The sequence below is a fragment of the Ignavibacteriales bacterium genome (assembly GCA_016700155.1).
In the GTDB taxonomy this organism is placed as follows: domain Bacteria; phylum Bacteroidota; class Ignavibacteria; order Ignavibacteriales; family Ignavibacteriaceae.
On the sequence record CP065001.1, the window covers coordinates 2359745 to 2374822 of the forward strand.

General features: G+C 36.9%; 14 protein-coding genes. 2 read left to right on the forward strand and 12 right to left on the reverse strand.

The genetic code is table 11. The features are described from left to right. Positions 1-3 precede the first annotated feature (3 nt). The 12 genes from IPM56_09950 to der form a co-directional block, all read right to left on the reverse strand. Entirely contained in the window at positions 4-573 is a 570-nt protein-coding gene (locus IPM56_09950) for a cytochrome c3 family protein (GenBank protein QQS34591.1), read from the reverse strand. Between the two features lie 722 nt (positions 574-1295). Next, positions 1296-2942: a S41 family peptidase gene (locus IPM56_09955; protein ID QQS34592.1), complete on the reverse strand. Its 1647-nt coding sequence runs from the start codon at positions 2940-2942 to the stop codon at positions 1296-1298. Further along, on the reverse strand, positions 2935-3567 hold the full coding sequence (tmk, locus tag IPM56_09960) for a dTMP kinase (GenBank protein QQS34593.1): 633 nt from the start codon (positions 3565-3567) through the stop codon (positions 2935-2937). Before tmk ends, IPM56_09955 begins: the two co-directional genes overlap by 8 nt. A 28-nt stretch (positions 3568-3595) precedes the next feature. Further along, positions 3596-4510: a hypothetical protein gene (locus IPM56_09965; protein QQS34594.1), complete on the reverse strand. Its 915-nt coding sequence runs from the start codon at positions 4508-4510 to the stop codon at positions 3596-3598. A 67-nt stretch (positions 4511-4577) separates the two neighbouring features. After that, on the reverse strand, positions 4578-5222 hold the full coding sequence (locus IPM56_09970) for a BMC domain-containing protein (GenBank protein ID QQS34595.1): 645 nt from the start codon (positions 5220-5222) through the stop codon (positions 4578-4580). A gap of 3 nt (positions 5223-5225) precedes the next feature. Further along, on the reverse strand, positions 5226-5504 hold the full coding sequence (gene eutM, locus IPM56_09975; protein QQS34596.1) for an ethanolamine utilization microcompartment protein EutM: 279 nt from the start codon (positions 5502-5504) through the stop codon (positions 5226-5228). 83 nt (positions 5505-5587) lie between these two features. Beyond that, a complete protein-coding gene (ruvX, locus tag IPM56_09980; protein ID QQS34597.1) occupies positions 5588-6019 on the reverse strand; it encodes a Holliday junction resolvase RuvX in 432 nt (143 codons plus the stop codon). Next, positions 6012-8069: a bifunctional (p)ppGpp synthetase/guanosine-3',5'-bis(diphosphate) 3'-pyrophosphohydrolase gene (locus tag IPM56_09985; GenBank protein ID QQS38281.1), complete on the reverse strand. Its 2058-nt coding sequence runs from the start codon at positions 8067-8069 to the stop codon at positions 6012-6014. The genes ruvX and IPM56_09985 overlap by 8 nt, the downstream gene beginning before the upstream one ends. Positions 8070-8254: 185 nt before the next feature. Next, a complete protein-coding gene (locus IPM56_09990; GenBank protein ID QQS34598.1) occupies positions 8255-9286 on the reverse strand; it encodes a hypothetical protein in 1032 nt (343 codons plus the stop codon). Then, complete coding sequence (upp, locus tag IPM56_09995) at positions 9273-9905, reverse strand: uracil phosphoribosyltransferase (protein ID QQS34599.1); 633 nt, start codon at positions 9903-9905, stop codon at positions 9273-9275. Before upp ends, IPM56_09990 begins: the two co-directional genes overlap by 14 nt. 9 nt (positions 9906-9914) lie before the next feature. After that, positions 9915-11270: an FAD-dependent oxidoreductase gene (locus tag IPM56_10000; GenBank protein ID QQS34600.1), complete on the reverse strand. Its 1356-nt coding sequence runs from the start codon at positions 11268-11270 to the stop codon at positions 9915-9917. Then, positions 11267-12577, reverse strand: a complete 1311-nt coding sequence (gene der, locus IPM56_10005; protein QQS34601.1) for a ribosome biogenesis GTPase Der — start codon at positions 12575-12577, stop codon at positions 11267-11269. Before der ends, IPM56_10000 begins: the two co-directional genes overlap by 4 nt. Positions 12578-12818: 241 nt before the next feature. Between der and IPM56_10010 the strand changes: the two genes are divergently transcribed. Together IPM56_10010 and IPM56_10015 are read left to right on the forward strand one after the other, a co-directional pair. Further along, on the forward strand, positions 12819-13835 hold the full coding sequence (locus IPM56_10010; GenBank protein QQS34602.1) for a hypothetical protein: 1017 nt from the start codon (positions 12819-12821) through the stop codon (positions 13833-13835). Next, on the forward strand, positions 13835-14941 hold the full coding sequence (locus IPM56_10015) for a CotH kinase family protein (protein QQS34603.1): 1107 nt from the start codon (positions 13835-13837) through the stop codon (positions 14939-14941). The genes IPM56_10010 and IPM56_10015 overlap by 1 nt, the downstream gene beginning before the upstream one ends. The last annotated feature ends 137 nt before the right edge of the window (positions 14942-15078 follow it).

Below are 15078 nucleotides of genomic sequence, written 5' to 3' on the forward strand. Positions count from 1 at the left end.
GTTTTATCTGTGACATGCAAAGCAATTATCGGGACCGAGATTTACTTTTTCAAGATAAGGCAGTTGATCGTGTGCGTTCCTGTGGCAATTCAGACAACTTGCCATTGTAAAAGAATTCATCTGACCAACTTTTTCCATCTGCATAATTTCACCGTGACAGCTTGTGCAGTCAATCCCTTTATTAATGTGAACGCTATGATTAAAATAGGCGTAGTCCGGAACTTTGTGAATTCTCTTCCACTCAATTGGTTTGCCTTCGTTATAGTATTCTGTAAGCTTAATAATATCAGGTCTGTCTTTACGAGCGATAGTGTGACAATTCATACAAGTCGCAACAGCCGGAACCATTGCGTGGCGGGATTTTTCCACACCCACATGACAATACTGGCAATCAATCTTCATATCGCCCGCATGGAGTTTATGCGAATAGTTTATCGGCTGAGTGGGCATATACCCTACACCGTCGCGTTCGGCTCTTGATAGAAAGTATGTTAAAGCAAAAGATGAAAGGGCTACGAAAATTGTGATCGGCAAACGAATTCTCAGCAGATGATCCAGTACAGAATTTTTCATTTCAACCTTATAATTAAGATCTGTTACCTTCTAATTTATGAATCAAAACGTGGAAAAGCTGACAGCAAAATTCATAATTGATTTTTTACTATCGGTATTGTTTTGATTTTTTTCTGATGCGTAAGTAAGCGAAACTGCTTAACACAATTGAGGACTCTTAAGTGAACACCCTCAAATTTCGAGGTCAAAATTATAAAGAAAAGATTTTAAAACAAACTAAGTCGAAAAAAATTATAGTGTTTATTGACAGGATAAATTGTTGATAAGGAAGAAGTTAGAAGCAACCGATGCAGTTTAGATTTTTTGAGAATCAAATACTTTAATTTAGAATTCTCTTTTTTAGTGATCAGGTACAATGCTTAATGCAAATTTACCATTAACAGTGCTGTTAAGTTTAGTTTTATTCACAAAAGAAATTTCTATGACATTTTCTATTTCAGAGTCCATCTTCGGATTATGAAGTATCATTTCAAGTATAGAAAATATTTTTTTAATCTTTCGAAAATTTTAGGACTCAATAGAATTCAAACATTCCATTCGTAATTCGTACATAATAGAATGGGTTCCAGTCATTTCACGAAGCTTCCGTTTTAGTACGGAAAATTCTTTAATGCCAGTATTATAGAAGTCTAGTTCACCGAAATAATCCGACTGTTCTAACTGAATTCCTTTTCCCTTTTGAGAAGGATCGATAGCCGATAGTGTATATGTTTTTTTTAATACTAGTTATGCAAAATCCCGTTATAAATTTTTTCATTAGTAGCTATCTTTAATGCCGCCTGGAATTGTTTGTCACCTTCTAATGAAGCTGTTATCTTTCCTTCAGTACCAGTGTATCTTGCAGCCAGTTCTATTTTTATTTCCCTGAGTATCTCATCTTCATAAATTTTGTACTCACTGTTATCAAGTGTTTCAAACTGCTTCCTGATTTTTTTCAGATCATCGGAAAGCGAAGTATCCATTTTCTTTTTATGAACATCTTCAATCAGTTTATCGATCTGTTTTTCCGCGTCGCTCTGATACAGGTATTTCTGTTTTTCAAGGAAAGAAATAAATGAAGCAAACAACTTTTCATTTTTAATTTCACTCAGTTTTGATGAAGCATTTCCTTCATAATATGAATTTGCAAATTTGAAGAACATCCCTTTTGCAAGAAGATCTTTTGTTACATCGCCTTCAATTTTAAATTCGACTGTTGAATCGGGAGTTATCCCGCCGCCGCCGTAAACTATTCTTTTGTTCGGAGTGTAATAAGTCCCGTTGTCAATTGAGTCGGTCACTGCCATCACTTTATTCTTCTGAGTGTAATCAATTTTCTGAATACATCTGCCGCTTGGTGTGTAATATTTTGCGGTGGTTATCTTTAATGAAGTATTGTAACTAAGCGGACTAATTGTCTGCACTAAACCTTTACCGAAAGATTTTACACCAAGTATTACTCCGCGGTCCTGATCCTGAATAGCACCAGCAACAATCTCTGATGCTGAGGCTGATCCTTCATTTATTAAGAGAACTATTCTTGAATCACCCGACATTGGTTCCTGAACAGAAAAATATTTTTTCTCAGAGGCAAGGTCTCTTCCTTTTGTTGATACTATCAGCTTATCTTTTTCAAGAAACTTATCGCAAATGTCTACAGCAACATCAAGTAAACCGCCGGGGTTACCGCGCAAATCCAGGATAATTGATTTTATATCCTTCTGACTTTTCAAATCCTTCAACGCTTTTTTAACTTCATCTCCTGCGGAACGGCTGAAGTTGGAAAGTTTTATATACGCGTTATTACTTTCGGGGGGATAGAAACCATAGTAAGTAATGTTCTTAATTAAAACTTCCTCCCTGATAAGATTAAACAACAGTGTATCCTTTGACTCATTCCTTATTATTTTAATCTCTACCTGAGTTCCCGGTTCACCTTTTACATAGGTCGAAATCTCATCCACATTTTCTGAAGAAATTTTTTGACCATCAGCTTCAATCAGAACATCGCCAATACGTACTCCCTGTTTTTGAGCAGAGTATCCGTCAAGAACCTCGACAACAGTCACTTCATCACCGCGTACACCTATTGATATTCCTACTCCTCCATATTTTCCATTGGTGATTAAATCAATTTCATCTTTTTTATTTTCATCTATAAAAATTGTGTAAGGGTCCAGTGAGTTCAACATTCCCCTAATTCCGGCACGCATAAATTCTTCAGGATTAATTTCATCGACGTAGTTCAAGGAAATTTCTTTATATACTTTTCCGAACACATCTATATTTTTCGAAATTTCAAAATAGATATCTCCCTGTCCGGGGAAAAACCCGGAAAAGATTATCAGTATTGCAGAAGTGAATAAAATCTTTTTAAATAGATTATTCATCGTAATTCTCCTTCATTTCAAAAAGTGAAATCTCTTCAATAATTGTTTTGTGTACGGATTCAATTTGCCTGGTTCCGTCTATAATTTTGAATCGCGGATCCTCTGCGGCAAGTGATATATATCCCGCACGGACTTTTTCATAAAATGATGAACCGGCAACTTCAATCCTGTCAAGCTCGGAAGTTTCTTTCAAAGATTTTCTTCTCTGCGCTTCTTTCACAGTTATATCAATAATGAAAGTCAGATCAGGTACCGTACTTCCAATTGCAAGTTTATGTACATGCATAACTGATTCCAGCGAAACACCTCTTCCGAATCCCTGGTAAGCGGTTGCGGAATCATGAAACCGGTCTGAAATTACATAATATCCCTGTTCAAGGTAAGGGCGGATTTTTTCCCGCACCAACTGAGCCCGGGAAGCTGAAAAAAGTAAAAACTCTGTCTCCATAAACATATTACTGTTTTTTTTGTCCAAGAGAATGGTTCTGATTTTCTCAGAAATTTCAGTTCCGCCGGGTTCACGTATGAACTCGACTTTCTTTCCTTTTTTGATCAGATAATCTTTTAATAATTCCGCCTGAGTTGATTTTCCGCAGAAGTCTATGCCTTCAAATGTTATGAACATGTTTTTTCTGATTTATTAAACGAATGAGTTAATTGAATTTTTTTATCACGTAACGAAGTCTTTCAGGACGAATCGCCTGCAATGAAAGATTTTCCGGAAGTTCAATTACCGGAACTATACTGCCCGTTGTGTCCGCTACAATATCCCTGTACATAATTGTTGCTTTAATTTTTTCTTTAGGTAATTTGCCGATAACTTCTATTCCTCCGCGCACACCAACTGTTATCCTGTTAGGTAAAAGCACTACATCACGGTCCCGCGGAACATCTGTAACTGTTACAGGTACTTCATCGAAGTTGTTATCTATAATTTTCTGCACGTCGAGTTTAACTAATGTCCGGTTATTTCTGTATTCAATTCCGAAAATATTTTTCAGCTTTTTCTGTTCACTGAAAATTTTATCTAAGTTTTTTAATTGAATCTGTTCAGTCTCAGCAAATACAATGTTTCTTAGTAAGCTTTCGGGTCCGTACAATGTAACTGAATCAGGAACAAGTTTTGTTTTGGAAGCAATGCCGTATCCGGATTTAAATGTTAGATCATAATCAGGAATTATCATTACTTTTTTTTCTGAAATTTTTTCTACAAAAAACGATAGTGTATCAGGTGAGATGTCTATCACTTCCATTTCAGAAGATAACCACTGATTCTCAACCAGATAATTCAAGACATTTATAAATTTTCTTCCGCTATCACTGCCCGCAGAAACAAGATATTCAGATTCACTGCCAAGATTAACTGATGCAAGCTTCCATCCGTTTCCTTTAAGTTTTACAGAAAGTTTTTCAGGAATTGCTGATCCCGTAGTATATCCGTTTGGAAAGTCAACTATCTTTAATGGAATCTCAAATGTAGCGTAGTAGTCTTTGGATAATGAAATTGATACCCAAAGGATAATCGAAAAGATAAATGATATTAAAATGATCGGTATCTTCTTCTTCATATTGCAAATATATGAATAAAAAACTCCACATTGAGTGGAGTAATTAATTCATTAAAATTTTTGGCGATTACTTTTTTAGCTGCCGAAAATGTTTTATCAGTTCAGGTCTGTTCGCACGTGATATTTCTCTTCCCTGAATCGGAAAACCAGCTACACTCCTCGCAAAATGCCTGAGTTGATGAACATTCATACTTTCAACTTCATCAAGTGATACATTATCTAACGACATCATTTCGGACGAATCAGATTCTGACTTTGATGATTGTTTTTCTCCCAATGCTTCCTTTCGTAATCTTGCAATTGTATCCTTTGCAGACTCATCAGAAGTTTTAGTTTCAACTACTTGCACATCTTCCGGCTGTTTTGATTTTTCAACTACAACTTTTTTTGGTTTTTCTTCAACAGTCTCTACCGGAGTTTTCTTGATTAGTTTTTCATCATCAAGTTCAGGGAACAGGTTGGTCAGCTGTTGATCAGGTTGAGGAATAATATGTGTCGCAACTATTTCACCGACTTTTCTGGCAGCCTCAGCACCAGCTTCAACTGCAGATTTAACTGCGGCAACGTCACCGACAATTTTTATAGTGATCATTGCCGGATCGGTTCTTTCTTTCCCTATCAATTTGATATTGGAAGTTTTGACCATAGCATCAGCAGCTTCAATTGCAGCTACCAATCCCCTTGTTTCAACTAACCCGAAAGCTTTAGGCATATTTTATTTTTTCTTTGGAAGAATTGATTCAACTTCAGAATGCGGGCGTGGAATCACATGTACTGAAACAAGTTCTCCTACACGCTGAGCTGCCGCTGCACCAGCATCAGTCGCAGCTTTAACTGCTCCCACATCACCGCGAACCATAACGGTTACATAACCGCCGCCGATAGTTTCTTTGCCGATAAGTTCAACTTTTGCAGCTTTAACCATTGCGTCGGCTGCTTCAATTGCACCGACCAGCCCCTTTGTTTCGATCATACCAAGTGCGTCAAGCGTCATAGAATTGCTCCCAGTTAAGTGAATTTTGTTACTCGAAAATAGTTTAGAACGTATTCAATGTCAATTTTTGTTTTTATAAGTCACTAGCTATCCAGAAACTCCTGCAGAATTATTGCTGCTGCGTTTGAGTCTATTAATCCTTTATCACGCCTTCTTGATTTTTTATTCACGGATGCGACTACACGATCCTTCGCAATACTTGATGTAAATGTTTCATCCCAGAAAATTATTTCCAAACCCGTTTTATTTTCCAGATCTGTTTTAAAGGATTGAAGTTCTTTTACTATTGATGTGCTTGTCCCTTTGTCGTGTTCAGGAAAGCCAAGTATTATTTTTTCGACAGACTGTTCTTCAATAATTTCTTTCAGTTCTGAAATAAGCCCGGGGTTATTTGGAATCGACTTATATGGTGAAGCGATTAACTGCAGCGGATCACTTAATGCAAGCCCTATCCTTTTAATGCCGTAATCAATTGCCAATACTCTTTTATAATCACCGGAAGAATTGTCAGGCATATTCAAACCGTTCAACGGAATAAACCCCTTTTAATTTTTTTAGCCGTTCAATTATCCTGTTGAGATGTTCAAGGTCATGAACATAAACTGTTACGTTGCCGTCAAATGTTGAATCACTTGTGTTTATGTTAATCGATTTGATGTTAGTATTCTGGTATGAAACGATAGCGTGAGAAATTTCATTCAATATTCCGGGGCTGTCTTCGCCCATTACTGTTAAGCCTGCAACAAATAATGATGTTTCAGTTTTGGGCCAATGAACAGGAACAAGTTTGCTTTCATCTGTCTGAGTTATTTTTATCAGGTTGTTACATGTTTTCCTGTGGATTTTTATTCCTTCTCCAACCGTTATATAACCGATTATAGGATCACCGGGAATGGGGCTGCAGCATTTTGCGTAAGAATACATTATGCCGGAATCTTTTCCGTCAATTACAACGCCGCCGACATCAGCGCGGGAAATATTCGCAAAGTTATCAAACTCGAGTACAGGCGCCCTGTCTTTTCTTTCCTTTTCCCTTGTTGCGGTAAGCACTTCATCAATGTTTAGTTTACCCTGTGCAATCGCTTTGAAGAACTGGCGGGGATTATCATACTTAAGATTTGTAACCAGCTTTGTAATGTCACTCTGGGTAAATACAAGTTTGAGTTTTTTGATTTTCTTTTCCCAGACTTCCTTACCTGAGTTTATTATCTCTTCCTCTTCTTTGTTGATCCATTTCCGGATTGCGGATTTGGCTTTGTGAGTCGTGACAAACTTTAACCAGTTTTTATTCGGATGCTGGTTCTTTGATGAAATGATTTCTACCTGGTCACCGCTATGTAATACAGTATCAAGAGGAACTATTTTTCCGTTTATCTTTGCGCCAATACAGTGATAACCAACCTTACTGTGAATCTCAAACGCAAAATCAACCGGAGTGGAATTAACAGGCAGTCTTCTTAATTCACCCTTTGGTGTGAACACATAAATTTCATCCTGGTAAAGATTGAGTTTAAAACTTTCCAGCAGTTCTTTTCTTGCATCTTCTTTGGAAGCGTTTTCAAAAATATCTCTTATCCAGTTTACCCAGTTCTCCAGATCCTTGTCCGAAGCACTTTTATTTTCTTTATATCGCCAGTGTGCTGCAACACCTTTCTCAGCAACTTCGTGCATTTTGTTTGTTCTGATCTGAACTTCTACAAGTCTGCCTTCGGGACCCACAACTGTTGTGTGTATTGACTGGTAATTATTTGTTTTGGGAATTGAAATGTAATCCTTAAACCTGTCAGGCACCGGAAGATACATCTGGTTAACAATTCCGAGTGTTGTATAACAATCGTATGAGTTTTCCGTATCAAGAATTATTCTAACAGCAAACAGATCATAGATTTCTTCAAACGGTTTGTTACGCCTTACCATCTTCCTGTAAATGCTGTACAGATGTTTGGGTCTGCCGCTTATTTCATAAAGTAGTTTGTTTTCAGTCAGTTTATCTTTTATGGGATCACTGAATTTTTTTATATATGATTCCCGTTCTTTCCTTTTGCCGATCACTTTCTTTACAAGGTCCTCATAAGCTTCCCTGTTTAAGTATTTAAAGGAAAGATCTTCAAGTTCCCATTTTACTTTACCGAGACCGAACCTGTTTGCAAAGGGTGCGTATATCTCAAGTGTTTCCTGTGCAATCCTTCTTTGCTTATCAGGATTAACAAATTCAAGAGTCCGCATATTATGAAGACGGTCAGCAAACTTTACAAGTATAACCCGAACATCTTTCACCATTGAAAGAAGAAGCTTTCTGTAATTTTCTGCTTTCGTAAAATCCTGACCTTTAAAGATGCCGCTTATCTTTGTTACACCGTCAACAATTTCCGCAACTTCTTTCCCGAATTCTTTAGCAAGCATTTCAAGATTAAAATCTGTATCCTCAACCACATCGTGAAGCAAGCTTGAAATTACTGTAACGTCATCAAGGGGAAATTCTTCCGCAACGATCATTGAGACTTCGAACGGATGAGTAAAGTACGGATCACCGGAAGCACGAAGGTCGTTCTTGTGCGCTTCCATTGCATACTCAAACGCTTTGGCTACTTTTACTTCGTCAACTGATGGCAGGTGATTCCTGCAGGCTGCCAGTAATTGATCAAGACTCTTTTTATTTATTATTGCAGGTGTACTCAATCCGCACTTGTTTTATGAATTGGGATAATTTAATCTATTTTAATCAATTGGGAAAGTCAGGCAATATCCCGTTAACGACTTAACTCTTTTCTCAGGATTTCCACCCTTTCCAATCTGTCTTCGAGTTGCTCACGTACATAAGGCGTTAAATCTTTTATTGAAAGAATTTCATCACAGAGCTTTAGTGCTTTTTTCTTCTCACCTAATTTTACAAGCTGCTGTGCAATTTTATGTTTAAGCACTATTTCATTAAAGTGATTTGAAAGTCCCTGCATTGGGAATGACTGCAGGATATCACCATAAACCTCTATTGATTTTTTAATATCAATATTTTCATAAGCTCGTGCTAAACCCCATTTGAAAACCCGGCATTGAGGATAATCTTTCAGTATTGATTCTGCAAGCCTGACTGCTTCAACCGGGCGCTGCTGATCAATATAAATCCAGATCAACGAGTTTATTGCAAGATGCGTATTATAAGTTGAACGTCTTAAGGCATTCTCAAGAAGGGCTACACCTTCATCACGATCATCGCTGACAAATGGAAGCCAATGCAGAAATTCAGTTTTCCTGCTTTTCCAATACCTGTAAGTGCCGATTGCAATGTATGCTTCATGAAATTCCGGATTGAGTTCAATACAGTTTTCAAAGTAATCAACTGAGCTTAACCCTGATGACATAGCAGAAAAATAATTTTCCCTGATTGCATGAAAGTATGCGGAGTAACCTTCAGCTAAAGCGACAAAATAGTTGTACCATAAATTTCGGGAATCTTTATCAAGCAGAGATTTAGCTTGTATATATGCATCATCTAAAAGTCCTTCAATACTCTTCTCATCGATCTGTTCACCGTAATCATAAGACCTGGCAATATGAGTGGCGGCGATATATATTTTCCCTAATGGTAATTGCGGATAGTCTCTATCCATTTTACTAAAAAGCGATAATGCATTATCATAATCCTGCTGAACAATTTTTTTTATTCCGTCTTTTAATAACAAATGAATTGATTCATCAGGATAGTTTTGACCCAACACCGTAAAATTATTAACGAGAAAGAATAAGAGAAAGAAAATGTTGAATGAAATTTTAGAGTGTACCAAATGTTCTGTCTCCTGCATCGCCTAAACCGGGCAGTATATATCCTTTATCATTTAATTCCCTGTCTAATGCTGCGCCAAATATTTTAACGTCAGGATGGTCGTTTGAAATCCGATCAACGCCTTTTGGTGCTGCAACCAGGCATGCAAATACAATATCAATTGCGCCGCGTTTCTTCAAATACTTAATCGCTTCCGACGCGCTGCCGCCGGTAGCAAGCATAGGATCAAGCAAAATTACTTTTGATCTGCTAATGTCCTTCGGTGTTTTATAATAGTATTCAACCGGAGTTAGAGTTTCTTCATCCCTTTGCAAACCTATGTGACCGACTTTTGCTTCGGGAATTAATTCTATAAACCCGCTTACCATTCCAAGTCCGGCACGAAGCACTGGTACAAGAACAACGTCCTGGTTTAATCTATGTCCTGTTGTTGATTCAAGAGGAGTATTTAGATTGAACTCACTTAGTTTTAATCCCTTGCCGATTTCCACAGCAAGAACATTTGCCAACCGCTTTACTGCACCTCGGAATGATTCCTGTTGTGTGTTTACATCACGAAGTATTGATACATCTCTTTTAACTAATGGATGTTCAATCAGAATAAAATTATTTTTTTTCATAAATATTTTTTAAACGTTTAAAGATTTTCTGCCTAATACTGATAATAAATTTTTAAATGATGACAGCGGAGGTGTATAGTTAAAATTGATTTTTGAAAGAACTGATATTTCCTGTCCTGCTGAAATCAATCCTGAAATTAGATCACTGTAGCCTGACACTTCCCTTCCTCCAAAGAAAGATGCGCCGAGAATTTTTTTGTTATCAGTTGAGAATAATATTTTTCCATATACATTTTCAGCGCCGGGCATTACGGTTACGAGATTCGGAACAGAGGCATCGACATATTTAAAACTTATTCGCTGTGATTTTGCTTCTTCAGTTGTTATTCCGCAGGAAGCAAAATATTTATCGAATATTTTTACTGAAATATTTTTAACAACCGGATTTGTCCTGATATTTTCACCGGCGGCATTTGCGCCTGCAATGTGCCCGTAATCTCTTGAGAAAGTTGCAAGCGGGATAACCTCATATCGTCTCGTTACAAAATTCATTACTTCAATACAATCACCTGCGGCATAAATATTTGAATCACTTGTGTTTAGTTTATTATCAACTCTTATTCCGCCTGATCTGCCGATTTCGATTTTAGATTTTTCAAATAATGATGTATCGGGCTTTACTCCCGCTGTAACAAAGTAAACATCATATTCTAAAACTCTTCCGTCAAGTTTAATACTTCTGATTTTGTTCTGCTCAATAAATGGTTTTATATCAGCAGCATTTGAATAAAAGTTCACATCTTTTTTATTCAACAATTCATTTATTAGTAATTGAATTTCTTTCTCAGCGGATGGAAAAGGATGTGAGTTCTTTTCAAACAGAGATGTTTCAATACCTGTTGAACGAAGTGCATCGACCATTTCAAGTCCGAGTAAACCCGCGCCAACAACAGCGGCTGATTTAACCTGGTTGTTTTTTTTGTATTCTAAATATTTTTTAAGGTCAGGGATGGATTTAATATAAAATACATTTTTAAGGAACGGATCAAACTTCGGCAGCTCAATACTTTTTGAACCCGTTGTGATAATTAATTTGTCATAAGAATTATTTTTTGTTTCACCAGTTATCAGATCACGAACAGAAATATTTTTTTTCTGTCTGTCGATTGATTCCACCAAATGGTTAACAAAAACTCGTACACTTTTTTCAGATGAGAATTTTTCAGGATCATAAAAAATAAGTTTTCTATAGTCTTCAATATCGCCAGAAATCACATACGGAATTTCACAAACGCCGGTTGATATGTAAGGAGATTTTTCGAAGAGAATAACATCAGTAACAGGACTAACCCGTTTTGCTTTGGCAGCCGCAGCCGCTCCCGCAGCGCTTCCGCCAATGATTATTATTCTAGCGGGGTGAATCATTTTTCTTTAAAGCTTAGAGTGATCGCAACACCGTTAAAACCGAATTTCTTTCTTATGAGTTTCTCTAAAAATCTTCTGTAATGTTCCTGGATTTCCTTCGGGTAATTTGTGAAGAAAAGAAAAACCGGGTAATGATCCCCCACCTGTGTAATGTATTTTATCTTTACTTCTTTCCCTGTGTGAGTAGATGCTGGTGGATTTCTTTCTATTTCAGGAAGCAATGTTTCATTCAATTCACTCGTCGGGATTTTTTTCTTTCTCTCATCACTGATTGAAATGCAAAGATCGATCAGTTTGTAAATACGCTGTTTGGTTAATGCCGAAATAAATATGATAGGAAAATAATCTATCGACCCTGCTTTATCCCTGATATTTTTCTCGAACTCTTTTGCAGTGTTGGTTTCTTTTTCGATAAGGTCCCACTTGTTTACAGCGAGTATAATTCCCTTGCGCCAGCGTACCGCTTCATCAATTATTTTCTGGTCCTGTTTTTCTATTCCCATCATAGCATCAAGAACAATTACAACGACATCACTTTCACCTATTGCTTTAAGGCTTCTGAGAGTAGAAAAGAATTCGATACTCTCCTCGACACGCTTTTTCTTTCTTAATCCGGCAGTGTCAACAAGAATAATTTCTCTTCCGTAATATTTCAGAATCGAATCAAGACTGTCTCTTGTCGTTCCGGGAATATCGGTTACAATACTTCTGTCGTGACCAAGCAATGCGTTAGTCAAAGATGACTTCCCAACATTCGGTCTGCCGACTATCGCAATCTTTAATCGTGGATCTTCATCACCTTCTTTTTTAACGGCGAACTCGGAAGTAAGTTCATCCAGAAAATCGCCGATCATTCTTCCTACTAATGCTGAGACCTGGTAAACTTTATCAATGCCGAGCGAATAAAATTCAGCGGCGAGGTTATCCTGTTTTTCCGAGTCAACTTTATTTACTAGAAGAAAAAATTTTTTGTTTGAGACACGCAGCATTCTTGCTATCTCAACATCCATAGGATTGAGTCCGGCTTTTGCATCAACGAGAAAAATTATTGCGTCGGATTCAGCGACTGCGATCTCTACCTGCTCACGTATTGCGGTTTCAAAAAGATCGGGTGAGTTTGGAACATACCCGCCTGTATCAATCAGGCGGAATTCTTTTCCAGCCCATTCCACTTCGCCGTAATTGCGGTCGCGGGTTACTCCGCTTACGTCATCTACAATTGCGTCGCGTTTGCCGACAAGCCTGTTGAATAAAGTTGATTTGCCGACGTTCGGTCGTCCTACTATAACTACTAATGGTGTATTCATAAAGTAAAAATAAGGATAATGAGGCAGGAATAAAATTTTAGATTTTTAGCGGATTGTCTTTGTGCCCTTTGCGTTTTCTTTGCGTTCTTTGTGGTATAAAAAAGAGCACTAACCACAAAGCGCAGAAAGCGAAACTCAATCATCTTTGCTTTTCACAAAGTTTGCAAAGAGATAAAGTTCTTCTCTTTTATTATATTCGCAGCAAGGTTCGGGACATCTTTCCAACAACAAAATTTATAATATGAAAATTTATCAGCTTCTCACTTTTGCTTCATTGATACTTATCCTTTTTGTATTTCAAAAGAACTTATTCGCGCAGATGGAATTTTCCGGTTCTGGTTCTACCGGTTATAAATTCTGGAACAGGAATCCGCTTATAAAAAATAACCAGGAAGTTTTTTATGAAGGAAAATTTCAGGCGGATTATAAAGTCAACAAAGATATTGAAGCACAGCTTGAACTGCGCGGAAGTTCAGAAGATAATATGGTAAGGCTCAGAGAGTTTTCAGTTAAGTTTGAATATATGAGAAGAATGAAATTCAAAGTCGGCAACATTAAAACTCCTTTTGGTTACGAGCAGTTAATTAACAGGGAAGAATCTGTGTTCATCGAAAGAAGTTTAATTCACGATAACTTTTCTGAATTCGGTTATACACAACGAAGTGTAAGTTTACAGGTTTACAGTAAATACTCTGACAAAGATCCCGACTTCCCTATCTCATACTATTCATCATTATTCAAGAATAACTCTCTTGCATTCGGCTGGGCAAACAGGTTCAGTTATCATTGCGGAAATTTTATTTATTCAGCCAATTACATGTACCTGCACAAAGGCGGTGAGGAGCCTGTAAGTGTAAACGGATTTGCAGCAGATGCCGCTTATGAATCAACCTCACTCAACGCGAATATTGAATTAAGTTATGTCGGTAATCCTGAAGAGCAGGTAAGATATTTACTGATGAACGACGAAAAGAAAGTCAACGCGACCGCTGTTCGTGTTGCCGGTTCTTACATGTTTCATATAGGTGGTGATGTTATAAAATTTATCGAGCCTGTGCTACTGCTCGGTTATTTTGCGCCTGATATAAATGACTCAGATGTTCATACTCTACAGACTATCATCGGCGTGAATCTCTTCTTTCACAAAGATGTGAGATTAAAGATTAATGGGAACGGATTATTTGCTAAAAATAAATTCCAGTCAAAGTACAGCAGTGATGATTCAAGATTGTTTTTAGAATTACAGGTAAACTTTTAATGAAAAAATATCTGTATATATTTTTTGTTGCGTTTATCTTTTCATCCTGCGAGACTGTGAACGAAGTTAACCCGGTTAAAGAGCAAAGTACTCTGCCCGTTGTTGATGCACAGATAAACACAGAAGATTACCAGATGCTTCTTGAAAACAGGTTCGGCAATACAAATGTTGCGGTGAAACTTTTATATAATGACGAGTTGATAAACGGAAACATTGAAGCTTCAGGAGCTGGTTCAAGATTTTTTCCCAAATGGTCTTACTCCGTTACGACTCTTGACGGAATTATTGAAAACGAAAGTACATTTAATTTAAGCGCGCAGGTTTATGACAGGTCTTTTACGAAAACGACATTAGCATCTTACATATTTCTTCAATTAGGTTTTCCGGTTTTTAATTCTTCAGAAATATTTCTGATTCTTAACAACAAAAACAAAGGCGTTTATAAGCTCATTGAAAGAATCGATGAAAACTTTTTTCTTAAAAGAAATCTTCCTGTTCACGAATTAATTAAAGTACGGTTTGAAGCAAAGTTCAGTATGATCGGTCAGAATAATATTCACACAAATTTTGATAAAGAAATTCCAGACGATGATAACTTAAATAATCTTGCAGAATTCTTTAATGCAATCGATACAACAAGTTCAGAAAATCTTTTAACACAATTAGGAAAATATCTCGATATAAAAAACTACCTGAGGTATCACGCCGCGTCAACAATAATTGCAAGCGTTGACGGCTTTACCAACAATATGTATTTATATAAAAGTTCATCTGCTTCAGCTTATCAGATCATTCCCTGGGATTTTGACCGTTCGTTTGATCCGCAGTTTCAGCCTATCATTTATGGTGATAATGAAATTATGCGTAAGCTGAAAACTAATCCTGAAATTGATTCGATGTACAGAAATGAATTAAGATATATCTGCAATGAAATATTCACCGAAGAAAATCTGTTCCCTATCATCGATACCATTTATAACAAAATAAAAACTGCATATTATCTTGATCCGCATCTTGGACTCGCGGGTTTCAATCTTGACAATGATATTGCAGCCATAAAAGATTTTGTAGTAAACAGAAGACGTATTGTTCTCGATAATCTATAGGATGGATTTTGCCATTGAAAGAAAAGTGAGTGTTATCCTAATTTTATACCGCGTCATCCCGAACTAGTTTCGGGATCTATTAACTGAGCAGATTCTGAAATAAATTCAGAATGACAGTTTAGTAATTTGAAAGTACA